22 protein-coding genes are annotated in these 21411 nt (G+C 49.2%); 3 read left to right on the plus strand and 19 right to left on the minus strand.

The genetic code is table 11. From position 1 onward, the window contains the following. Position 1: 1 nt before the first annotated feature. From ACRRNK_RS16085 to hemE, 6 genes are all read right to left on the minus strand, one after another. Positions 2-778 carry a glycerophosphodiester phosphodiesterase gene (locus tag ACRRNK_RS16085; RefSeq protein ID WP_433943723.1) on the minus strand — a complete coding sequence of 259 codons (777 nt, stop codon included), beginning with the start codon at positions 776-778 and terminating at the stop codon, positions 2-4. An 18-nt stretch (positions 779-796) separates the two neighbouring features. Continuing rightward, positions 797-2128, minus strand: coding sequence for a CapA family protein (locus ACRRNK_RS16090; protein ID WP_433943724.1), 1332 nt, complete (start codon positions 2126-2128; stop codon positions 797-799). A 423-nt stretch (positions 2129-2551) separates the two neighbouring features. Then, positions 2552-3460 (minus strand): copper amine oxidase N-terminal domain-containing protein, encoded by a 909-nt coding sequence (locus ACRRNK_RS16095; RefSeq protein WP_433943725.1) that lies wholly within the window; start codon positions 3458-3460, stop codon positions 2552-2554. A 261-nt stretch (positions 3461-3721) separates the two neighbouring features. Next, a complete protein-coding gene (gene hemG, locus ACRRNK_RS16100; protein ID WP_433943726.1) occupies positions 3722-5143 on the minus strand; it encodes a protoporphyrinogen oxidase in 1422 nt (473 codons plus the stop codon). A 7-nt stretch (positions 5144-5150) separates the two neighbouring features. After that, positions 5151-6092 carry a ferrochelatase gene (gene hemH / locus ACRRNK_RS16105; RefSeq protein WP_433943727.1) on the minus strand — a complete coding sequence of 314 codons (942 nt, stop codon included), beginning with the start codon at positions 6090-6092 and terminating at the stop codon, positions 5151-5153. Between the two features lie 57 nt (positions 6093-6149). Further along, entirely contained in the window at positions 6150-7190 is a 1041-nt protein-coding gene (gene hemE / locus ACRRNK_RS16110) for a uroporphyrinogen decarboxylase (protein ID WP_433943728.1), read from the minus strand. Between the two features lie 216 nt (positions 7191-7406). On the opposite strand from hemE, the gene ACRRNK_RS16115 reads away from it, so the two are divergent. Then, on the plus strand, positions 7407-8618 hold the full coding sequence (locus ACRRNK_RS16115; protein WP_433946914.1) for an MFS transporter: 1212 nt from the start codon (positions 7407-7409) through the stop codon (positions 8616-8618). Positions 8619-9235: 617 nt separating this feature from the next. Here the strand turns inward: ACRRNK_RS16115 and ACRRNK_RS16120 are convergent. Continuing rightward, positions 9236-9556 carry a hypothetical protein gene (locus tag ACRRNK_RS16120; protein WP_433943729.1) on the minus strand — a complete coding sequence of 107 codons (321 nt, stop codon included), beginning with the start codon at positions 9554-9556 and terminating at the stop codon, positions 9236-9238. A 166-nt stretch (positions 9557-9722) separates the two neighbouring features. Beyond that, positions 9723-10352: an O-methyltransferase gene (locus ACRRNK_RS16125; protein ID WP_433943730.1), complete on the minus strand. Its 630-nt coding sequence runs from the start codon at positions 10350-10352 to the stop codon at positions 9723-9725. Positions 10353-10522: 170 nt separating this feature from the next. Here ACRRNK_RS16125 and ACRRNK_RS16130 point away from each other — a divergent pair, with 170 nt between their 5' ends. Both ACRRNK_RS16130 and ACRRNK_RS16135 read left to right on the plus strand, forming a co-directional pair. Beyond that, positions 10523-11662 (plus strand): THUMP domain-containing class I SAM-dependent RNA methyltransferase, encoded by a 1140-nt coding sequence (locus ACRRNK_RS16130; protein WP_433943731.1) that lies wholly within the window; start codon positions 10523-10525, stop codon positions 11660-11662. 48 nt (positions 11663-11710) lie between these two features. Then, positions 11711-13684: an LTA synthase family protein gene (locus ACRRNK_RS16135; protein WP_433943732.1), complete on the plus strand. Its 1974-nt coding sequence runs from the start codon at positions 11711-11713 to the stop codon at positions 13682-13684. A gap of 180 nt (positions 13685-13864) precedes the next feature. Here ACRRNK_RS16135 and ACRRNK_RS16140 read toward each other — a convergent pair whose 3' ends face one another. The 11 genes from ACRRNK_RS16140 to ACRRNK_RS16190 form a co-directional block, all read right to left on the minus strand. Beyond that, positions 13865-14098 (minus strand): DUF1450 domain-containing protein, encoded by a 234-nt coding sequence (locus ACRRNK_RS16140; RefSeq protein WP_433943733.1) that lies wholly within the window; start codon positions 14096-14098, stop codon positions 13865-13867. 380 nt (positions 14099-14478) lie between these two features. Next, positions 14479-14787 (minus strand): HesB/IscA family protein, encoded by a 309-nt coding sequence (locus tag ACRRNK_RS16145; RefSeq protein WP_433943734.1) that lies wholly within the window; start codon positions 14785-14787, stop codon positions 14479-14481. Between the two features lie 103 nt (positions 14788-14890). Next, the gene (locus tag ACRRNK_RS16150; protein ID WP_433943735.1) at positions 14891-15130 is read right to left on the minus strand and encodes a hypothetical protein; all 240 of its coding nucleotides are present in this window, start codon (positions 15128-15130) and stop codon (positions 14891-14893) included. A gap of 95 nt (positions 15131-15225) precedes the next feature. Further along, the gene (locus tag ACRRNK_RS16155) at positions 15226-16146 is read right to left on the minus strand and encodes a M14 family metallopeptidase (protein ID WP_433943736.1); all 921 of its coding nucleotides are present in this window, start codon (positions 16144-16146) and stop codon (positions 15226-15228) included. A gap of 214 nt (positions 16147-16360) precedes the next feature. Further along, on the minus strand, positions 16361-17173 hold the full coding sequence (gene racE, locus ACRRNK_RS16160; RefSeq protein ID WP_433943737.1) for a glutamate racemase: 813 nt from the start codon (positions 17171-17173) through the stop codon (positions 16361-16363). A gap of 208 nt (positions 17174-17381) precedes the next feature. Beyond that, the gene (locus ACRRNK_RS16165) at positions 17382-17741 is read right to left on the minus strand and encodes a YtxH domain-containing protein (protein WP_433943738.1); all 360 of its coding nucleotides are present in this window, start codon (positions 17739-17741) and stop codon (positions 17382-17384) included. Positions 17742-17871: 130 nt separating this feature from the next. Then, the gene (locus ACRRNK_RS16170; RefSeq protein ID WP_433943739.1) at positions 17872-18072 is read right to left on the minus strand and encodes a hypothetical protein; all 201 of its coding nucleotides are present in this window, start codon (positions 18070-18072) and stop codon (positions 17872-17874) included. A 102-nt stretch (positions 18073-18174) separates the two neighbouring features. Next, a complete protein-coding gene (locus tag ACRRNK_RS16175) occupies positions 18175-18603 on the minus strand; it encodes a DUF86 domain-containing protein (protein ID WP_433943740.1) in 429 nt (142 codons plus the stop codon). A gap of 13 nt (positions 18604-18616) precedes the next feature. Further along, positions 18617-18904, minus strand: coding sequence for a Dabb family protein (locus ACRRNK_RS16180; protein WP_127200049.1), 288 nt, complete (start codon positions 18902-18904; stop codon positions 18617-18619). A gap of 168 nt (positions 18905-19072) precedes the next feature. After that, positions 19073-20383 (minus strand): 6-phospho-beta-glucosidase, encoded by a 1311-nt coding sequence (locus tag ACRRNK_RS16185; RefSeq protein WP_433943741.1) that lies wholly within the window; start codon positions 20381-20383, stop codon positions 19073-19075. Beyond that, positions 20383-21372 carry an N-acetylglucosamine kinase gene (locus ACRRNK_RS16190; protein WP_433943742.1) on the minus strand — a complete coding sequence of 330 codons (990 nt, stop codon included), beginning with the start codon at positions 21370-21372 and terminating at the stop codon, positions 20383-20385. Before ACRRNK_RS16190 ends, ACRRNK_RS16185 begins: the two co-directional genes overlap by 1 nt. Positions 21373-21411: the final 39 nt, after the last annotated feature.

Below are 21411 nucleotides of genomic sequence, written 5' to 3' on the forward strand. Positions count from 1 at the left end.
TCTACTTCCTTCCCCATTTAAAAAATCCAAATCTGCTTCTAGCTGAACGCTTATCTATAAATGTCTCCCGCCATACATCCGGCCGGTTCGTACAGATGAGGATGTCTGGATGCATCTCAGCTATCCGCTTCATCGTCTTCCCATCATCAATGGTCCAGGCCATGACCTGGATACCTGCTTCCACAGCATGAGCTGCAAATTCCGGTGTCAGGTGCCTATAGGAAATAGAAAGAAAATCACTTCCTAGGCTCCGCAGACGATCAAGCAGATCAGCTGGTCTACCATCAATGATAATCCCCGTACGGATCTCACTATCTATGCTTCGGACATTCCTAAGTGCCCCGGTATCAAAAGAAGTCAGGATCACTTCCTTCTCCATGCCGTGCTCCCTGACCGTATCAATCACAGTCTGTTCGATTCCCGGATATTTGTTAGCCTCTGTCTTGATCTCCAGATTCACAAGAAGCCGTCCTTTGACGGCTTTCAGAAAGTCACTCAGCGTGACAAGTCTCTCCTGTGCATACATGCCAGACTTCCAGCTTCCTGCGTCCAGCTTGCTAAGCTCACTCCACAGCGCATCCTTGACCGGACCTCTGCCATTCGTGGTTCGGTTCAACGTGTAATCATGAATTAGAAAAGGCACCCCGTCTTTTGACAACTGAACGTCAACTTCAATCCAATTCACGTAGGGATTTTCCATAGCAAGCTTAACCGCTGCCATTGTGTTCTCAGGGGCGATCCCCGAGAATCCCCGATGGGCCACGCAGTATTCTGTCATCTGGACCGCTCCTTTTAGTTAACCCGAGTTATTCATGCTGGTATCGACCTTATTTACTGTATCAGAAGGTATGAGTCCTAGACTGGTATCACTCTTGCTTGATCTAATATTTCCATTTGAATCAATTTTGACGCCTGGCGACAGGCTTTCAATCTCCTTGATCAGCTTGGCGCCATCCTTGGCATTCTTGGGTACAGGCTGCCCAATCTCAGTGAAATACGGAATCATCCGCAAATCACATTTCCCTTGATTCGAACAACGTGCCTGGAATACAGCTGTATCCCAGGTCTTGGGCCGGTTCGTTGCCTTAGTGAATACAAAGTTCCCTGTACTATAGGCAATCCACTTGCCTTTATACTGCTCTACGCCCTGCAGCACATGCGGATGCCCGCCAACTACGAGATCAGCCCCGGCATCGATAAAGGAATGCGCGAGTGAAGTCTGATTGCTGTCAGGAACGGTCACTCTTTCTTTTCCCCAATGCGCTACTACGATAATCAAATCTGATTTCTTTCGTGCATCCTGTATGGACTTAACTGCTAATTTCACATCGTCGTTGTATACACCCGCAATCCCCGGCCTGTCTGCTTTAGCATTCCAGCTCAGTTCTGGAAGTACACGGCTAAAGCCAAACAGTGCAATCTTGATGCCTTTACGCTCTATGTATACCGGTGCGTATGCTTCATTGCTATTTCTGCCTGCTCCAGCAAATGATATTTTGTTAGTTTTAAGATGATCCAGTGTATCTAACAAACCTTGAACACCTTGGTCTAAAGTATGATTATTTGCAACATTGACCGCATCCACTCCTGCATTCTTCATGGCTTTAAGCGCATCGGGATGGGCTTTGAAGACGAACTGTTTGTTCTGCGCTCCTACGCCCCTGGTAGTTACGGGTGTCTCCAAATTAAGAACAGTCAGATCATCTTTCTGGAATAGATCTCTTACGTACTTGAAAGGAGAGTCGATCCCGTTCTGGTCCATCTTGTCTGCGACTTTACCCGAGAAGATCGTATCTCCGCCAAAATTAATAACCAGGCTTCCATTCGTATTCGTGCCCACTGTCTCGGCTGAGGAGTCCGGATTGGTCTGGCTGGTATCCGTAGGCGTAACCGATGAACTATTTCCCGTAGAATTCTGATTGCTGCTGTTGCTCTGAGGCGTAATATTCTGTGCAGGATTGTCTGAGACAGTCCTTCCTCCAAGTGATTTGTTATTAAAATAAGAAAAGGTAAGAACAAGTCCGATCAATACAATCAAGGTTAAGTTGACTAGCATCCAGAATCGGCTTTGGCGCTGCAGCTTTCGCTTCTTTTCAGCGCTGTACTTTTGCGATCTCGGCTGAAGCATAATTCACTCCTTATAATTCTATGAAATTTGAGGTAATCAAATCTATTATATCAGGTAAATAAGTTGAACTAAAGCAACATTCCTGATACTGTATCTGCCTAAAGCCACCAATTCCTCCTAGAAGTGAGCCTATGCGGGTTTTCTTCTCTCCATGACTATTCATGCCAGGGAGATTCGATCTCATCCATGGAGACGACAGTTCAGAAAAACAACAGATCAGAATCAACGATCTAGGATTTGTATTTGGACTACATGACTAAGAATAGATAGAAATAGTAAACACTCCGTGAATCAATTACTAAAATCCCCCTAATACATATAAGTAAAAAATAAGAGTGCATCCATCGATGCACTCTACCCTTACTACCCCTATAATGCCTCAGCAATAAAACGGCCTGAGAGTGAATAATGCCGATTGTCAGCTTACTTTGCGTCTTTGCGGATTTCCCCTTCAATTGGAAGAATGAAATTGTATCTATGCTCTCTAAACTCTGGATGCTGATTGTAATCGAACCGTCCCAACTCCGTGTCTTTACCTAAAGAATCTACTTTCCCATAAGTCAATAGCTCAGCCATTAAATCATCAGAAAAATATACATACCCACCTTTGTAATCAGGTTTAATCCCTCGCGATTTTGTCTTGTTACCCATTTCATCCAATTGTCCGATGACTTCGGCAATCCCATCCTGGTTGATCTTGATATAATTGGTCAGGAGCCTATAGGTTTGGGAATATTGCAGAGCCTGGCCCTCCGGAAACTGGTAAGTCGTCCTGTACCCTTCCCCGTGAGGAGTCCAATCATAAGGTCCTTCCACAGCGATAAGTTTAAGCGCCTCCTTACGTGCATCCACTAGATCACCCTTCATCAGTGTATTGAACGCTGCCTGTCCGGTTGGAGTCCTTACAATAGCCCGCTTGTCTTTCGCATTATAGTAGGCAGTACCGCCCAATGCTTCGCTGACAAAGCGCAGGGGCACATAGGTACGACCTTTTTTATTTACAACACTGAGATCAAGTGAAACTTGTTTTCCATTAACTGTGGCAGTCTTCGAACCGGCCTTTAGCTTAATCACCTTACTGCCGTCCTTGCTCTTGGCCGTCACGGTATGGGTCTTGGCATCATAATTGTAGGTCAGCCAATTCGGATCATTCAGGGACCTGAGGGGAATAAGAGCTCTCCCTTTTTCGACAAGAGCGTCACTCTGCATCACTCCATTAATAAATACCTGTTCCTTGATCTTATCAGATGTCTTTGCCTCTACCGAGTTTCCAAGAGCCATTGTTCCTGTTAGTAGAACTACCACAATGGCAGCCGGCATCCATTTTTTCATATCTGATCTTCCCTTCATTTAAAATTAAATTCTTTAATTAATGGGGTTTTATAAACAAACGTATATTCTGCTCATTTTGTTACCAAAAATTTGAATTTACACTAATATTCCGACATTTGTGTATGAAAAGTTAATGTGAAGATTGATGATCCCTACGGTCGTTCACCATTACTTGTATCTATCAACATGGTAACGTTCCAACTACACTCCCGAGAAAAGAATAACCCCGAGCCTGGATGGCCCGGGGTTATAGGTTAATTGTTAATGGACAGGCTCGCCCGTCATGATCTTTGCGAGTTCTTTGGCCTGCTTAATGCAGTCGGGCAGACCGACTCCTTCAAAAGCCGCTCCAGTTACATATAAGCCCGGTGCTTTGGCCTTAAGCTCTTCACGCAAGCTGGCAATTTGCTGCAAATGCCCAACCGGATACTGCGGCATCGATTTAGGCAGCCGGGTAATCTCCGAGAATAGAGGCGTCGCCTTGATTCCCATGAGCTCCCGAAGATCTTTGAGAACTAAGTCAGTAAGTGCATCATCGGGAAGCTGAACATTCTGCTCATCTCCCGAGCGACCAACATAACAGCGGAGCAGCACCTTGTCATCCGGGCTGGTATGCAGCCATTTGGTTGAAGTCCAGGTACATGCTGTAATATTGCGACCTTCAGCACGGGGAACAAGGAACCCGGAAGCATCTTGAATTCCCTCCAGGTCCTTCTTATCAAAAGCAACTACCACATTGGCTACCGACACGTAGTTGATAGCTGTCAGCGCACTCACATCAACGAAAGGTTCCAGAAGCTTTGCAGCGCTGAATGCCGGTGAAGTGACCACAACCTGATCGGCATGCAGCACTTCACCACCAGCAAGCCCTACCTCATAAGCACGGCTGCTCCCTGTACGAATATCCAGAACCTCGGTCTCCAGCCGTTGGTCCACGTCATGCAGTTCATGCACAAGACCATGGATCAGACTCTGAAGTCCTTGACGGAAGGTTAGAAAAGCACTGCGTTTGGTTCCGGTATGCGTCTCAACGGGCTTCTTGCCCGTCATCATTCCGCGCATCAAGCTGCCATGCGCCCGTTCAACTTCGCCGAACTGTGGGAATGTAGACTGTAGACTTAAATTATATGTGTCTCCTGCATAGATTCCCGCTAGAAGCGGCTCAGTCACGTTCGTCAGAACCTCGGTACCGAGCCGACGCTCGATGAAATGCCCGAGTGACTCGTCCTCAGTGCTCTTGCGCGCAGGAATAATGAGGTCCATTAGCGCCCGGATTTTCCCGCTCCATGAGACAAGCCCGCTCTTTAGAAAAGGACCCAGCTCGGTGGGAATGCCCAGCACGAGACCTGAAGGCATTGGGTGAAGCTCGCCGCGTTTGACAATGTACGTCTTCTTGGCCCCAGGATTCATAGACACGAGCTCATGATCCAGCTCCAGTTCCTTGGCAAGATCAATCATCGCCGTCTTGCGGGCGAGGAAGGAGTCCGGTCCTTTCTCAATGACGAAGCCGTCCCGGTGAAGGGTCTCGATTTTGCCGCCCATCGATTTCCCCTTCTCCAGCACCGAGATTTGGACAGGAATCCCTTTCTCTCTGTAGAACTTCCGGATATAGAATGCTGCACTTAGCCCGGTTAGTCCTCCCCCGATGATGACTATGTTCCTAGATGAATCTGAATCACTCATAGATTATTCATTCCTCTTCCCATGCTTTGATAATGACGTCGCTAAGCGTCTCCATATACAAAGGATCGGTGTTAAGCGAATCGGTACGCATCAGTCTCATATCCAGCTCTCCTGCTACAGCCTGGGCTTCAATATCCAGATCGTATAGAACTTCCAGATGGTCGGATACGAACCCAACCGGAGCAACAAGCACATCTTCCACCTGCTCAATACTTAAGTCCCTCAGTGTATCCAAAATATCCGGTCCAAGCCAAGGCGTAGCTGTCCGGCCTGCACTCTGCCATGTGAACTGCCAGTTGGTTACATTAGTCTGCTCCGCAACCGCTTTGGAGGTCTCAAGAAGCTGGTCCTGGTAAGGATCACCCATCTCAAGAATCTTCTCGGGAAGACTGTGTGCGCTGAACAGAACTTTAACCTTATCCCGCTCGGCACCGACTTCCTCGAATTGATCAAGCTTGCGGCTTACCCGCTGCGCTAAGGCTTCAATCAATTTGGGATGCAGATGATAGCTCTTGACGAAAGAGAACTTGATATTGTGCTCAGCTGCTTTCTCTTCCGCACGATTGATATAACCGCCTACACTCATAATTGAATAGTGCGGGGCCAGAACAATGCCCACCGCGCGGGTGATCCCGTCTCTCGCCATTTGCTGCACCCCATCCTCGATGAATGGAGAAGCATGCTTCAGACCTTGATAGCAGACAAACTGTACGCCAAGATTTGCCGCATCCCGGTTCAAAGTCTCCTGCAAGGCAGCAACCTGATTATCCGTGTTCGCTCTCAGCGGGAATACACCACCCACGATAGCCTCATAACGGTCTTTCAATTCCTTCAACTGCTCTTCTGTGGGCGGGTTGCCCCGGCGAATATGGGTATAATAAGCTTCAACCTGCTCCAGGCTTTCGGGTGTTCCGTAAGACATAACAAGCACGCCAATTTTATTGTTCACGTTAAATATTCACCTCTGACATTTATTTAGTATATCCAGATAGTAAGCCAGTACCGGCTAACGGAGAGCCTCGGCTGAGTATTCGTGTACATACTCGGTCAGCTCGCGAAGCTTGTCCAGAGAAGCCTCCGGGAACAGCCCATGACCCAAATTGAACACAAATCCCGGTGACTTGATCCCTTCGTCGATAATTTCCTTCGCGTACTGTTTGATTACATCCATAGGAGCCGTCAACACGTAAGGATCGAGATTTCCTTGAACCGCAAAGCCTCCACCTGTGCGCCGGCGGCCTTCTTCAATGGATACCCGCCAGTCAAGTCCGATCACATCAGCCTTGATGTTCGTAAGTGTAGGCAGCAATTCGCCTGAGCTGACTCCAGGAAAATATATTTTCGGTACATCGAGTGCCTCAAGTTCGGCAAAGATACGGGTAATGGTTGGCAGCACGTAAATTTCAAAATCTTTCGGAGAAAGAGCGCCTACCCAGCTGTCAAACACCTGGAATGCCTTGCCTCCGTTCTTCACGTGATGCTTCAAATATTCAATAACCATGTCTCCAAGCTTATCCATCAGGCGGTGCCACAGCTTCGGCTCGCCATACATCAGACTTTTGGTGCGTATGTAGCTCTTGGATGGACGGCCTTCAATCAAGTAGCTTGCAATCGTGAAGGGCGCACCCGCAAAGGTGATTAGAGGGACCTCAAGTTCACGGTCCAGAATACGAATCGTCTCCAGGATATGGGAGAGATCCTTTTCTACATCTATTGGCCGCAGCCGTTCAATATCTTCAGCGGTCCGAATCGGATTGTCGATAACAGGGCCGATGTTCTTCACAATATCAAAATCAATACCGATGGAAGCAACCGGATTCATAATATCGGAGTACAAAATAGCCGCATCTACACCAAGCTTACGAACTGGCATTAGAGTGACTTCTGCTGCAAGTTCTGGCTGCCGGCATATTTCAAGCAGGCTGTAATTTTCTTTGATTGCGCGGTATTCCGGATCGTACCTTCCAGCCTGGCGCATATACCATACTGGCAGCTGATCTACCTCCTGCTTAAGACAAGCACGGATAAACCGGTCATTATATGTCATGAAGACGCCTCCATCTATAAAATTTCCCTAAATCTCATTATGCCCTTTTTAAAAGTAAGTAACAACCCGTCCCGGATGAAGAACCCATGACAATCCTATGAAATAAATGAACCAGAGCTTAAACTTAGGCATTTTGGCGTTATGGTATAATAATGAAACTCTTTCTATGGGAGGATAATAGGGGCTATGATTAATATCCTTAGAACCAGGGGCTCGATGCCAACCTGGAAAGTCAATCTCATCGTGCTGTGGTTAGGCCAATTTCTTGTTAATGCCGGAATGACCATGGTCACCCCTTTTCTCCCGCTGTATCTATCCGAGGACCTCGGAGTACACGGGGCTAAGGAGCTTGGATTGTGGGCCGGAATCATATTTGCGGCCAACTTCGCTACTTCTTTTATATTTCAACCGTTATGGGGGAAGCTAGCCGATCGGTATGGACGAAAAATCATGCTGCTGCGCTCGGGCTTCGGAATGTCGATCGTAATCGCACTAATGGGGCTTGCTACCGCTCCCTGGCAGCTGCTTGGCCTTCGCCTCTTGAACGGAACCATCTCCGGCTTCAACCCGGCGGCCATTTCGTTAATCTCGGGAACTACGCCCAAAGAACGTATGGGCTATGCCATGGGGATTACGCAGTCCGGAATTGTTGCTGGTACAATCCTTGGACCCTTGATCGGGGGACTGTTGGCGGATTGGGTGGGTTTTCGGCCGATCTTTTTTATTACAGGTGCTCTCCTTCTTGTAGCTTCGTTACTCGCTTTGTTCCTGGTTCGTGAGAAATTTGACCGGGAAGAAGCTTCCCATACTCCGCAAATCTCGGTGCTCGCAGGCTTTCGGGAATTGAACAAAACACCGCAGCTGGCTGCTCTGTTCGCTGTGACCTTCCTGCTTCAGTTCGCCATGCTGAGCCCGATGTCTGTCCTGACTCTATACGTGGAGAAGCTTCATGGAAGTGTGGTTAATCTATCGTTCTGGGCGGGCTTTGTCAGCGCCGTTACCGGCTTGTCCAATATGATCACTTCTCCAATTCTCGGAAAGTTCAGCGATAAGGTCGGTGCTCATCGTGTTCTTACCTTCGCGCTTATCGGCACGGCCATTACGCTGATTCCACAGGCCTTCGTCCAATCGGTCTGGCAGCTCGTCATTATCCGCTTCTTCATGGGCATATGCATGGGCGGGCTGCTTCCCAGTGTCAATGCGCTGATCCGCTCCTACACCCCCGACGGGATGGAGAGCCGAGCCTTCGGATTCAACAGCAGCACGCTCGCGCTTGGCAATATGTTGGGGGCGTCCATCGGGGGCTTCTTGTCGGGATATATCGGAATAGAGGGGATCTTCATCATCTCCGGTGTCCTGCTGCTTGCCAACACCATCTGGGTGAGGGCCAAGCTGTATGCGCATCGGGATACGCCTTCGTTTCAGTAGGGGGCTGGAGCGTAAAGCGTAATGTCCGCTGCGCGGTCCGGGCATTCCTGCGATCGCTGTTATCTCCAAGCTTCCTGATTGAATTGGCAGCTGGAGAAGCTTGGAGATAAAGCATATGCTTCCGTAGTAGCTTTCTTTCAGAAAGCTTTTAGGCGAACACTCCGTTTCTTCGGATTCGCCCGGCCCGCTCCGCTGGGCTTTAGCTGAGGAGAGAAATCACGCGGATCGCTGACAACTCAGCTTCCGGCCTGAAAGATTCATGCAGAGACTCAGAACACTTGAACCTATACGCATTAAGACGGTGGCTATCAGACATAGCCTCCTACGAGCATTAAATACCCAGCGTAGACTTGGCATTAGCCTAAGGAGCATTAAGACAGCTAAGTAGTCTGTCATCGCCTACGATGAAGGCCGTTGGTGCGATCCGGCATTCCTGCGGCAAGCTATACAAACAAAAACCACCGAATTCCAAGCCGATTAAATGTACTACAATTTGGAGTAGGAAATAACGTAAACAATGTTAATTTCTACTCCTCTTTCATTTGTATAAATATTTGTATAAGCACAATGAAATCAGCCGAACTTTCTTGCCCGGCTGCCTCCATGTCTTTATTAAGCTATATTTCGAACTCTTTTTCTAGCCTTGTAGTCATCGCTTTTAGAGCTTTAATGCGCTCGAAATTTTCTTCCGCGAAACCATCTAACCTTTTCCTTACATCTTCTCGTTTCTCTTTTAAAGGCTTGACAAACTGCTCATAAAGACCTTTTTTTGCCCTGTCATCACTTTGCTCGGCAATGACGTACAGATACTTTATCCGGTGTTCTAAGTGAGCCCTCTCTTCTTTAAGAGTCATTAGATTTTGTTCTAGCCCAACAAGCTCCTCTTTCAGTTCACCTAGCCACACTCTGAGACTTTGATCTCTGTCGGGATTCAGCACATAGTATCATCTCCAATTCATTGATGGCCTGCCAGCCTGTTGGAGTGAGTGCTGAATCAGTTTATATAGTATTGCACGCTCCACAATACGCTGGTTTGTTGTAGTTTATACTGAATTTCCGCAGGTCGAACAACAGCATAAGACTACGTCGGACCTCTGCTTCTCCCTACTTAACTATAGCCAACGCCAGGCCGTCATAAGCAGGCAGGAAGGTACTGATCAAGCGCTCGTCCCGGGCAATCGTCTCGTTGAATTTACGCATTGCCAGCACGGAAGGGCCGTTCTTCTCCATATTCAGAGTGCGGCCACGCAGCAGGGTGTTGTCCCCCGCGATAATCGCTCCAGGACGTGCTAGCTGGATCGCATGCTCCAGATAGTTTGGATAATTCTCTTTGTCAGCGTCAATGAAGAAGAAATCGAACTTGTCCCCCTTGGCCTTCAGCGCCTCAAGGGAATCCAGAGCCGGGCCAACCATATAGACTGCCTGGTCGCCATAGCCGGCTTCACGCATGTTGCGGTGAGCCAAATCCGCATTCTCCTGGCTAAGCTCCAGGGAGACGATTCGTCCTCCCGGGGCTAGTCCGCGTGCCAGGCAGATGCCGCTGTATCCCCCCAGAGCTCCGATTTCAAGCACGCTCTGCGCCTTGGACATTTGGACCAGCATGGTCAGGAGACGTCCATAGCCTGGCGCGATGGAGACGTCCTGAATGCCTGCTGCCGCAATGGACTCTTTTACCCGGAGCAGAGTCTCATCTGCCTCATACAAATCCTCACTATATTGTTCTGGTGTGATCATGAAGACCATTCCCCTTTCTTGAAACCGATATTCGTTGCAATCATACGGCCTCCTGAAGCGAAAGCCAATTGTATGTTTATGTACATTGTCCTATACTAAATTGAATGCATCTACAGATTAGATTGTATGGTTTTTGAGGCATTCCCACAAGTCAAAATGGAGTTGAGATCATGTCAAGGCAATTAGAACTAATCGCGACAGCACCCATGGGTCTGGAATCCATTGTTGCCCGTGAATTGAAGGATTTAGGATATGAAGATGTAAGGGTGGAGAACGGACGCGTAAATTTCACAGGCGATTTCATTGATATTTGCCGCTGTAATTTGTGGCTCCGTACTTCGGACCGTGTGCTGGTGAAGCTAGGTGAGTTCAGTGCCGTTACGTTCGATGAACTATTCGAGGGAACCAAGGCGCTGCCTTGGCAGGATTGGATCCCAGCCCATGGCGAATTCCCGGTCGAAGGCCGGTCGCATAAATCCCAGCTCAGCAGCGTCCCTGCCTGCCAAGGCATCGTCAAGAAAGCTATAGTCGAGAAGTTGAAGGAAACTTACCATACCGAGTGGTTCCAGGAGAACGGCCCAAGGTATGTAATTGAGGTCAATCTTCTGAATGACAAGGCGCTGCTTACGCTGGATACAACAGGTCCCGGACTGCATAAACGCGGTTACCGCAAGCATGCAACAGAGGCCCCTTTGAAAGAAACCCTGGCTGCCGCCTTGATCCTGCTCAGCCGCTGGGGCCCGCACCGTCCTCTGTATGATCCGTGCTGCGGCTCCGGCACCATTCCGATTGAAGCTGCCATGATCGGCTGGAACATTGCTCCCGGCTTAAGACGCTCCTTCAATTCCGAGAATTGGCCGGTTATTCCTGAGGAGCTGTGGCAGGAAGCACGCGAGGAAGCCTTTGATGCGGTACGCGATGATATTCCGCTTCAGATTACAGGCAGCGATATCGACGGGGAAGCGATTGAGATCGCCATGGCGGCAGCGAAGAGCGCAGGACTTGGCAAAGAGATCACATTCAAGAAGCTTCCCGCAGCTAGCATCACTCCAGAAGGTGACTACGGCTGTCTGATCACCAACCCACCTTATGGTGAGCGTATTGGTGAGGAGAAAGAAATCCGGAAGCTGATCTCCCAGCTTGGTAGAGTGGCGGCCGGGCTTCCGACCTGGTCATTCTTTGCCATTACCCCGACCAAGCAGTTCGAGCAGGACTTCCACAAGAAAGCGGACAAGCGCCGCAAGCTGTTCAATGGCCGGATCGAGTGTCAATATCTTCAGTTTCTTGGACCTCTTCCCCCTCGTCGTTAGCACGAAGGGGAACTTGTCCATGCAATGGAAGGAGCGCTAGGAAATTAAGTGAATTTACTAGAAAAGAGCGATGCTGGTTCATCGCTGAGACGTGTGTTTCAATATCGACATCTGGAATACTTCATATTTATCGCCATCATTTTATGGAAGCTAGGCTATATGCACTCCCATCTGCACGCGAACAACATCGATATGAGCAGACTCGATTATGTCATTGCTATCGGCTCGATTATGGCCGCTTCCTTTTGGACGTTATGGCTTCCTAGAAGAGGTCGCGGCATCGCGCTTAGCATCCTGAATCTTGTGCTTACTGCCCTCATCTTCTCGGATCTGGTCTACTACCGTTACTTTCAGGACTTCATTACCATTCCTGTGCTGCTTCAGGCTGGTCAGCTAGGTGAACTGGGCGGGAGTATTCGTGAGCTGATTCACTGGACCGATATCTGGTTCTTTATCGATTGGATCTTCTATATTCCCATGATCTTCATCCTGGCTTCACGTAGACGCCGCAGCACTGTATATGATCGTGGGTCTAGAACAAGAGATTCTCGTCTAAAGAGAATAACCCAGCGTCTGATCACGGGAATTGTCACCTTAGGTCTTGGTCTTGCGCTGGCCTTAGGGCCGATCCATTATTATACTTCGACATGGGCTGTCGGTCTTTTTGCCGGGAACTGGTGGAATATGGCGCTCTACAATGTGACGGGGCTGCTCGGCTTTCATTATTATGATGTCTACAAGTACGGCCTTGAGCACTGGGGTCCAAAGAAACAATTGTCTGATCAGGAGCTTGCTGACATTAAACAATGGTACGCCGACGCAAGCTCGGATCGCCCGGTTATGAACGAGACTTATGGAGCATATAAGGGCAGTAACGTGATGGTTATCCAGGCCGAGGCCTTCATGAACTTCATGATTGGCAAGCAGGTGAATGGCCAGGAGGTCACCCCGAACTTCAATAAGCTGATGAAGGAAAGTCTCTACTATTCTAACTACTATCATCAGACCGGGCAGGGCCGGACCTCCGACGCCGACTTCTCATCTCATAGCTCGCTGCATCCGCTGCCAACCGGATCTGTATTCACCCGTTACCCGGACCATCAATATGATGTGCTGCCCCAGATTCTGAAGTCAGGCGGATACACCACCGCGGCATTCCACGCCTATGACAGCAGTTTCTGGAACCGGTATACGATGTACAAGAACATGGGTTATGACCGCTTTTACAGCAAAAAGGATTACGTGATCGATGAGCCGCTCGGATGGTCACTTGGAGACAAGTCTTTTTTCAAGCAATCGCTTGGGTTCATGGGCAAGGAGAAACAGCCATTCTATTCTTATATGGTTACACTGTCCAGCCATCATCCTTATTCTCTGCCCGAACCTGTTCAGCAGCTTGATGTAGGCGAATTCTCGGGAACGATATTCGGGGATTATCTCGAAGCGATTCATTATACCGATGCGGCGCTTGGTCAGCTCGTTGATCAGATGAAAGCCGAAGGATTATGGGACAAGACCATCTTGTACTTCTATGGCGATCATGATAACTCAATCAAAGATAAGTCTTATTATGAGAAATTTCTGGGCAAAAGCTTGACTGATCTGGATATGGAGCAAATTATGAATCAGGTTCCACTGCTCGTCCACTTGCCTGACGGGAAGCATGCCGGGGTATATGATGAGCCTGCGGGTCAGCTGGATATGACCCCGTCCCTGCTGCATCTGCTGGGGATTTCATCCAAGCATTTTTACATGATGGGAAATGATATTTTTGATGATCGTCAGAAGATGGTTGTTCTAAGATCTGGTGCATTCACCGATGGGGCTATCTACTATATTCCTTCAGCAGACGGTGTGTTCGAGAATGGAACATGCTACGATTTAAGCACCCGCCAGAAGACTGAAGTAGAGCGGGCACGTCAGGGATATGAGGAAGCTAAGAAGCAGCTCGATTATTCAGACAAAACGATTATGTACGACTTGATACAGAAGTTTGAGGAAGCTGTTCCGCAGGGTCGTTAGACCGGCGGGCAGCTTTTTTTGCATTAAATTTAGATTACCACCGAAATGTAAGATTCAGCACAGCGGCATGTTAGTCAGGCGTTAAATCCCCCGTAATGGATGCAAAAAAGCCCGGCAAGCGGCAGGCTTGTCCGGACTTCTATGCAGTTCCTAGTTCCCATCCCATATTTGGAACCAGCCCTATGCACGGGGCTTCTTCACGAAAGGCTGGGCTTTCGCAAGCACTTCCTCTTCCGTTGGTGCGCTGACATAGCGGCCATTAATATAGACAAAAGCCCGTTTACCGCAAGGGCCACAGTAAGACTTGCAGCCGACCTTGATCTCGGCATCTGGAGCCATCTTCTGGAGCTTGGGTACGAGCGTCTTCAGACGGACGTGATTGCATTTATCGCATACGCGGATATCGTTAGCCATGCTGCTTCCCTTCTTTTACCAAAAACTAGTAATCTACGTGATTCCTTGGTCACATACTAATACAACGTATAAAGTCAATAAACGTATTGTACCTTAACTCGTCAGGCTGGCGCAAGATGAAGGATCACAGCTTTTTTCAAACAATTGTTATGGTAAAAGTGCACCAAAGCTTAGTTATATTTAAGTGGAACTATTGATTACACGTAAGGCGGCCATGTGAAATGTTCTTCCACTCGCTGCTGCTCCCAGATTTCCCTCCAGAATCATTTCACACTCATGCCTTAATGTAATTCTAAGTCAAAAAAAGGCCCCCACAACATACCAGCCTGTGACTAGTACGCTGCAGAAGGCCTGTTACTCAGCACTCTTCGCCGCTCAGATTAGTGATCCCCGTGATTGCCTTTGGAAGGGTTCGTAATAACAAAGCCTTCTTCCGGGAAATACAAGTAGTCAATCTTCACACCCTCGAGGAATGGGTCACTCAGATCCACGATCACATCGATTTCTTTGTCAGTGGACACTACAGTGTCCTTATCTGTAGGCTTGGCCAAATCGAGACCATAGTGAGCATGGTCGCCATGTGAATGCGTAACGAACACTTTCAGAGCAAGACCTTTGCCCTGGTTCTCTTCCTTATCAAGTTCTTTCTTTATGACTTTCGCAGCATTGCGTGTAATCTTGACACTCATGGCTCTCTCTCCTATTCATATGTTAAAACCCAATATGGCTATTGTAAATAATCTGCCCCCCGCATGCAAGGAGCAGACCATAGGCCCAACTGGGATAAGGATTTTACAGGAGTGGATATTTCCGCTCCGCTCGTGTGACGAACCAGTTCATCAGGAGCATTGACACCGCGATATCATCCAGCGGAATGAAGGGCATCACATCCGGCAGTACCCAATACAGCCCCGCAGGAACCAGGAACATCAGCTTCTCGAACAAGGGGATTTGGGAGGACGTGATAAGTCTAGGCAGCCGGCGGAAAATATGGGCCCAGCGTTTGAGCGACCATAATTTTTGCAGTTTCATGAATGTCCCCTCCTAAAAGTTTTGCGAAGCAAAACTTGCTTCGGCAGCATTCGCCTACACCCTTAGGATACCCGTTTTCCTGGTTTATGAATAATTCAAGTTCGCATCGCTTCCGCGAGCAGCTCGGACACTTCCGCATATATGCTCTCGAACTCCGCTGGCGGAAGTGGGTTAACGCCTTCCCCGGCTTCAATCGTGAATCCCGGTCTTCTGAACTCCTTAATGAACCAGTCCTTGTACCCGGCATCACTTCCTGTAAGCTTAACTGCCCGGTATCCCGATGCATAGGCGAACCTGTGGGCTAGCTGCTGAGAATCAAAGGGCTCGAGATCCCGGTAATTCCAGTATATCTCCTTCCCTTGCGTATGCAGAGACAGGGCCAGCTCGAAGTTCTCCCACCGGGTCAATTCCGCAAGCGCTTTCGCTTCAGGCTCTGTAAGCGGCGCTGTACCGCCATAATCCTGAGAGGCGGGCATATGAACTCCGCGCCGCTGCCGTTCCTCTTCCCAATAGGCCGGGAACTGGTCATTCAGGTCCACCCCGTGAATATTCGCCTTCCAGCGGCTGAAGTCCATATTTCCCTTATTCCAATTGATCAATTCATCTGCATTGACATGGGCGGAAGTCACGCCCTCCTGGGATAAATTCACCCCATCCGGATTGGCCATCGGCACCGCCCACAAGGTGACCTCCTTCAGCCAAAAGCATGCTTCTCTGCTCCAGCGTTCCGTGGCTACTGCGCTCGACGCGGCGATCTCTTCCACAAACCGCAGAAGCAGCGGAGAAGTAATCCATTCATTCGCATGCACCGAGGCGTTCATATGAATCGCGCGGGGACCGGTGCCCAGGCGAAGACAGTGAATGGGCTTGCCCATAACACTCCGTCCGATCTCCAGTACATCAAGATAAGGATACTTGCACTGCAGCTGCTTCACCTGCTGAATCAGATCTTTATACAAATACTGACTGCCTACCTGAACAATCCGTCCTCTGCCATGATGCGAACAGAATCCCATTGTACCCACCTCTTTCAACATTTATCAAAGCCCGAACTGAAGAGCCGATCAGTTAAAATGCTGTGTTTCTTCCTCTGTTTCTTCCATTGTATGCTCAGGATTCTGCCCCATGTTAATGACAAGAACAGCAAATACCCCGGAGAACCTAAGTTCTACCGGGGTTGCCATCTACCTTGTTCTTGATATTAGATATCGACTTTTGTAAGTCCCTGCCCTAAAGCACAGGATTCTGCCACACGACAGGCGTAAGATTGATATGTTCACCAAGCCACTCACAAGCAATGGATTGGAACATCTCCGCATCCCCGCTGCAAAAGAATTGATGAATCGGCGTCTCATCGCCGCGGGCCAGCTGCCCTTTTTGATACAGTACCGTGCTAATCTCCCTCGCTGTCTCATCCGCTGAACTGATCAGCTTAACTTTAGATCCCATCTCAAGCTGGATGGCTTTCTTAAGAAATGGATAATGAGTGCATCCAAGGATGAGGCAGTCAATGTCATTCTGCTTGATCTCTTTCAAGGCATCCTTAACGACTTCCTGAGTCTCTGGAGTATCGAACACTCCCCGTTCCACAAGCGGCACGAGTGTTGGGCAAGCCTCACTCACCACATGAATGTAAGGTGACAACTCTTTAAGAGCTGCAGGATAGGCGCCGCTTTGAATGGTTCCAGCCGTTCCGATCACACCGACGTGTCCAGTCTTCGTCGCACTGATTGCCGCGCGCGCACCAGGGCGAATCACCCCGATGACTGGAATGGAAATCTTGGATGCAATGTAGTCTAGCGCTGCCGCTGTAGCTGTATTGCAGGCAATCACGATCATTTTTGGATTAAATTGAATTAAATAGTCAACTATCTGCTCCGTGAACAAGCGAACTTCTTCCGGTGTGCGCGGGCCGTAGGGAGTACGTGCTGTATCTCCGAAGTAGATGACCTTCTCCCGGGGGAGTTGTCTCATGACCTCTTTCGCAACCGTCAGTCCTCCTACTCCCGAATCTAGTATTGCGATAGCTTGCTGCACGAACATCCCGCTTCCTTTTTCATAGGTTGATATGGAATGAACTTAACCTAAGTGGCCCAACATTCGTTCCATATGATTCTCACCGTTACTTTATGACATCCAGTCACAAAGCGTACCTAAATATTAACCCAATTTATGCGGGGGGACAAGGAAAGTGGAAGATCTTACAAAATGCAAATAAGACCCCGAAGGGTCTTATGTCCAAAACATCAGATTACTTGGCAGCTTCGGCAGACTCTGTAATGTCTACAGCAGCCGCCTCGTTATTCTCTTTAGAAGCGGAAATTTGAACCACGAGCTCCTCCTCCGTCACGCCCGCTTTGACTTTCTTCTCACGAAGCGCATGAATGCTGCTGACTACATCATGGGCTTTACCTTTTACCTTATTGATCACTTCGGAAGTATGCTCGCTCACCTTGCCTGCAACTTCACGGGATTTGTCGCCAACCTGACGCGCACCGTCCGCGATATCCTTACGCAGCTCACTGCCTTTCTTAGGAGCCAGCAGCAGTGCTGCCGCCGAACCGATTACACTTCCTACGAGCGCGCCCAACCAGAAATTCTTTTGACTCATTCAACATCTCTCCCTTTCGGCACTCTGATACCTAAGACCAGCTTCATATCAGGGCGAATGCCTATATTGTTGATACATTATAAGCAGCCTGGGCTTGTCTTGACACAGATGAAGATGAAATTCAAGAAATTTATTCTATATAAGACGCAGTTAAAATGTTCACATTATTGGGTACAGTCGTAACTACAGGGAATGCTTGGACTTTCGGCCGCTGTTGTCTCCAGATTTCTTGATTTATACCGCAGTTCGGTTGAAATCCGGAGACAAAGGCGATCGCGTTCGCTCCTTCAGTTCCAAGCTTCCCCTCCGTTACTCCTCCCCTGCATGTCATTTTTCTAACTGCGTTTTATATAGACGGCAGATAAAAAAGCCTAAACCATGATCCAGTGACCATGATTCAGGCTTATGTCCTGCTGATTGGATCTATCCGCATTTAGTTAAGTTCTCGGTCCAAATACTCTCTAACCTTCACCGCAAAAGACGTAAGCGCATCCGGAAGACTGGCTACCAGCTCGCTCAGCCCATCTTTGCGCCAGTCAAAATACTCCTGAACCAGCGGCCTGCGAAGCCGAACCAGCTCTGTCAGCAACGCGGCAAGCTCGCCGTCCACGACTTTCTCATCCAGCATAATGTCGATGATATCCTCATAGCTGCTGGCATCCCGCATGATAAAACCGTCGATGAGATAACTCCCTACATCGGTCACGACTTCTATACCCAGGTGCAGGGCTCTCTCCTCGGCGAATGCATAGAGAAGCTCCAGATTCTGATTCATCTTGGCCTCAGCCTGATTCAGCACCTCGATAATCTGGGGTATCACGTTAAGCCGCCGCTCAATCTGTTCCCGGTTCACATAATACATCAGTCAGAACCCCTTAAAATTCAAAGTCTACAGCAACCTGCGATTCACGCACCTGAACCATATGCTCAATCACTTTCTTATGCTCAGGGTGAACCTGATAGCCCTGGAGATCTTCAAGCGAAGCGAAGGTTGTGATCAGTGCAATATCATAAGAGCGCTCGGAGTGAATGACATCGGAGCCAACCTGAATATCCACCAGCTGCTCCACTTTCCCTTCCAATCCGCGAAGTACGGATACGGTTCTCTCTACACTCTCTGGCGAAGAATCTTTCAATTTGAATAGGACGACATGCTTAATCATTTCGCGTTCTCTCCTTGTGTATGGAAATGTTGTTCCAAGTGGATAACCCTTAGGAAAATATATCACGGTTGAGGGAAAAGCAAAAGGCTGGGTGGAAAAGCACGGTGATTCCGAGAACAACTTTGTGAGTTGAAATTATCTTTTATCTATTGCTTCAATTCTATCTGCTTAGTCCTTAAAAAATAGCGGCAAATGCGCCCTATGCGCCGCCAGCATCTCATCAAGAATCGCCTTGCCAACGGTAACCGATGGCACCAGTGGATGGTGCGTTATCGCCTGCAAGGCAAGATCCCGATCTCCGCTTACTGCGGCCTTGATTGCCATGCTCTCATAGGTCTTCACCGCATGAAGCAGGCCTTTCACATGCTCGGGTACATGGGTCGGCATCAAGGGAATAGGGCCCTGCCCGGTAACTACGCAGTTAATCTCGATGCTGGCATCCTCCGGCAAGAAGTCGTATATCCTGCCATTCTGCACATTCAGAGTCTGAATGTCGTTGCTTCCTTGATACAGTGAGCGCATCAGCTTCACAGCGGCCTCAGAATAATAGGCGCCGCCGCGCTGTTCCAACTGCTTCGGCTTCTCCTCGAGTTTCTCATCTTTGTAGAGCTCGAACAATTCTTTCTCCACCCGGCTTACCACATCCGCCCGGGTCCCGTCTTGACCAAGTGCTTCCTTCATTTCCTCGTACATTTCGGTCATCATATAGTAATATTTCAGATAATAAGTCGGAACCGCACCAAGGGAACGCAGGAAGTCGCTATCCCAGCCTACGGTAGGCACATTCTTAGCTGAATGCTCGCGGTCTCCGGCTAGAATCTCGGGCAGCTTCTCTTCCCCATCAACCTGTGCGGAGGTAACCCAGTGCAGGTGATTAATCCCCACGAACTCAGGCAGCACACGGCTCTCATCCACCTCATACACTTCGGCAAGGAACTTCTGAAAGTTGATGGGTGAGTTACACAGACCCACTGTCTTCACCCTCGAGTATTTCGTAACCGCTTCTGTGATCATACCCGCCGGATTCGTGAAATTAAGCATCCAGGCATTCGGCGCCAGCTCTTCGATATCCCGGCAGATGTCCAGAATTACCGGTATGGTGCGAAGCGCTTTGAACATCCCCCCAGGACCTGTTGTCTCCTGACCGACAACCCCGTGGCGAATCGGAATATGCTCATCAAGCTTCCGGGCTTCCAGCAGCCCAACACGAATCTGAGTACTTACGAAATCCGCATCCTTGATTGCCTCACGGCGGTTAAGCGTTAAGTGTACCTCCATAGGAATGCCCGCCTTGCGAACCATTCGTCTTGCCAGATTGCCGACAATATCAAGCTTCATCTTGCCTGCTTCGATATCCACCAGCCACAGCTCAGCCACCGGCATGTCGTGATAGCCTTGAATCAAGCCTTCCACTAATTCAGGGGTATAGGACGATCCTCCACCGATCACCGCAAGTTTAAGTCCTGGTTTGTTATTCATTACACTCGCTCTCCTTCCGATTTAGAAAACGAAAATTGCTCCATCATCCGAATGACTTTCTCATTGGCGGGATGACCTGCTTCATCCATAGCAGTAAGCACAGCACCCGCCACAGGCTCCATCCTGATTCGGGAGACCGCGGCCTTCGGGGCCGTCTTGCGGAGCTCTTCCTTAATCGCTTCCACCATGCTGTTCTGCCCGCTCTTCGCAAGCACACTGCCGCCAAGGACGACATCGAACACCTCATCCTGCATGCCAAGACGGCGGATTAATGCAGCTGCGGCATTACCGTGTTCGGTCCCCTGCTCCCAGAGGAAGGACCGGGCCAGCTCATCTCCCTGCCGGGCAGCTTCAAATACAAGCTCTGCAAGCCTGAGCGGTGGGTGAAACTCATCATCCAGGGCGGCGTCCAGCATATGCGGAACATCTGGAAAATGAGTCTCCCGCAGCACCAAGTCGTGCAGCAGGGTCGGCTTGCCGCGCCCATCCCAGGCACGTACAGCAGAGCGGAAAGCGAAGTCCGCCAGGCTTCTTCCTGACCCATGCCCATCACCGAACAAGTAGCCGAAGCCTCCATACTGAAGCTCTTCCCCATACCGGTTCCGGGCAGCCGCATTGAAGCCGCTCCCGCTGATAATCACCGCTCCATAAGGCCTCAAAGTCCCTGCACGCATGGCGATCATCGTATCACAGGTGATCCGGTAATTAGGGAATCGAAGTGCCCCGATCATGGGCCGCAAAATCTTATAGTCCGGTTCCCGATCTGCCCCAGCAAGCCCGAAATAGGCATAGCTCACATCTTCAGGAGATAATCCAGCCTTGTTCAGGGCTGATCGGCAGGCCAATGCAATATTCTCCTCGGCCTCCTTTAAACCGATCTGATGGTTCCCGTTACCTGCGGCACCTTGGCCCATGATTTGTCCGTTACTATTCACGATCAGACAGTGCGTCTTGCTTCCGCCCGCATCTACTCCAAGATAGTAGTTCATCCTACTCACCACTCCTTCTCCCTTACAGGATACAAAAAA

The sequence above is a fragment of the Paenibacillus sp. SN-8-1 genome, assembly GCF_050995535.1.
In the GTDB taxonomy this organism is placed as follows: domain Bacteria; phylum Bacillota; class Bacilli; order Paenibacillales; family Paenibacillaceae; genus Fontibacillus.

Bases quoted from the DNA above. Each gene is read 5' to 3' on its own strand.
- ACRRNK_RS16085 (WP_433943723.1), bottom strand. From the start codon at position 778: ATGACAGAATACTGCGTGGCCCATCGGGGATTCTCGGGGATCGCCCCT.
- ACRRNK_RS16090 (WP_433943724.1), bottom strand. From the start codon at position 2,128: ATGCTTCAGCCGAGATCGCAAAAGTACAGCGCTGAAAAGAAGCGAAAG.
- ACRRNK_RS16095 (WP_433943725.1), bottom strand. From the start codon at position 3,460: ATGAAAAAATGGATGCCGGCTGCCATTGTGGTAGTTCTACTAACAGGA.
- hemG (WP_433943726.1), bottom strand. From the start codon at position 5,143: ATGAGTGATTCAGATTCATCTAGGAACATAGTCATCATCGGGGGAGGA.
- hemE (WP_433943728.1), bottom strand. From the start codon at position 7,190: ATGACATATAATGACCGGTTTATCCGTGCTTGTCTTAAGCAGGAGGTA.
- ACRRNK_RS16115 (WP_433946914.1), top strand. From the start codon at position 7,407: ATGCCAACCTGGAAAGTCAATCTCATCGTGCTGTGGTTAGGCCAATTT.
- ACRRNK_RS16125 (WP_433943730.1), bottom strand. From the start codon at position 10,352: ATGATCACACCAGAACAATATAGTGAGGATTTGTATGAGGCAGATGAG.
- ACRRNK_RS16130 (WP_433943731.1), top strand. From the start codon at position 10,523: ATGTCAAGGCAATTAGAACTAATCGCGACAGCACCCATGGGTCTGGAA.
- ACRRNK_RS16140 (WP_433943733.1), bottom strand. From the start codon at position 14,098: ATGGCTAACGATATCCGCGTATGCGATAAATGCAATCACGTCCGTCTG.
- ACRRNK_RS16145 (WP_433943734.1), bottom strand. From the start codon at position 14,787: ATGAGTGTCAAGATTACACGCAATGCTGCGAAAGTCATAAAGAAAGAA.
- ACRRNK_RS16150 (WP_433943735.1), bottom strand. From the start codon at position 15,130: ATGAAACTGCAAAAATTATGGTCGCTCAAACGCTGGGCCCATATTTTC.
- ACRRNK_RS16155 (WP_433943736.1), bottom strand. From the start codon at position 16,146: ATGGGATTCTGTTCGCATCATGGCAGAGGACGGATTGTTCAGGTAGGC.
- racE (WP_433943737.1), bottom strand. From the start codon at position 17,173: ATGTTCGTGCAGCAAGCTATCGCAATACTAGATTCGGGAGTAGGAGGA.
- ACRRNK_RS16165 (WP_433943738.1), bottom strand. From the start codon at position 17,741: ATGAGTCAAAAGAATTTCTGGTTGGGCGCGCTCGTAGGAAGTGTAATC.
- ACRRNK_RS16170 (WP_433943739.1), bottom strand. From the start codon at position 18,072: ATGACATGCAGGGGAGGAGTAACGGAGGGGAAGCTTGGAACTGAAGGA.
- ACRRNK_RS16175 (WP_433943740.1), bottom strand. From the start codon at position 18,603: ATGTATTATGTGAACCGGGAACAGATTGAGCGGCGGCTTAACGTGATA.
- ACRRNK_RS16180 (WP_127200049.1), bottom strand. From the start codon at position 18,904: ATGATTAAGCATGTCGTCCTATTCAAATTGAAAGATTCTTCGCCAGAG.
- ACRRNK_RS16185 (WP_433943741.1), bottom strand. From the start codon at position 20,383: ATGAATAACAAACCAGGACTTAAACTTGCGGTGATCGGTGGAGGATCG.
- ACRRNK_RS16190 (WP_433943742.1), bottom strand. From the start codon at position 21,372: ATGAACTACTATCTTGGAGTAGATGCGGGCGGAAGCAAGACGCACTGT.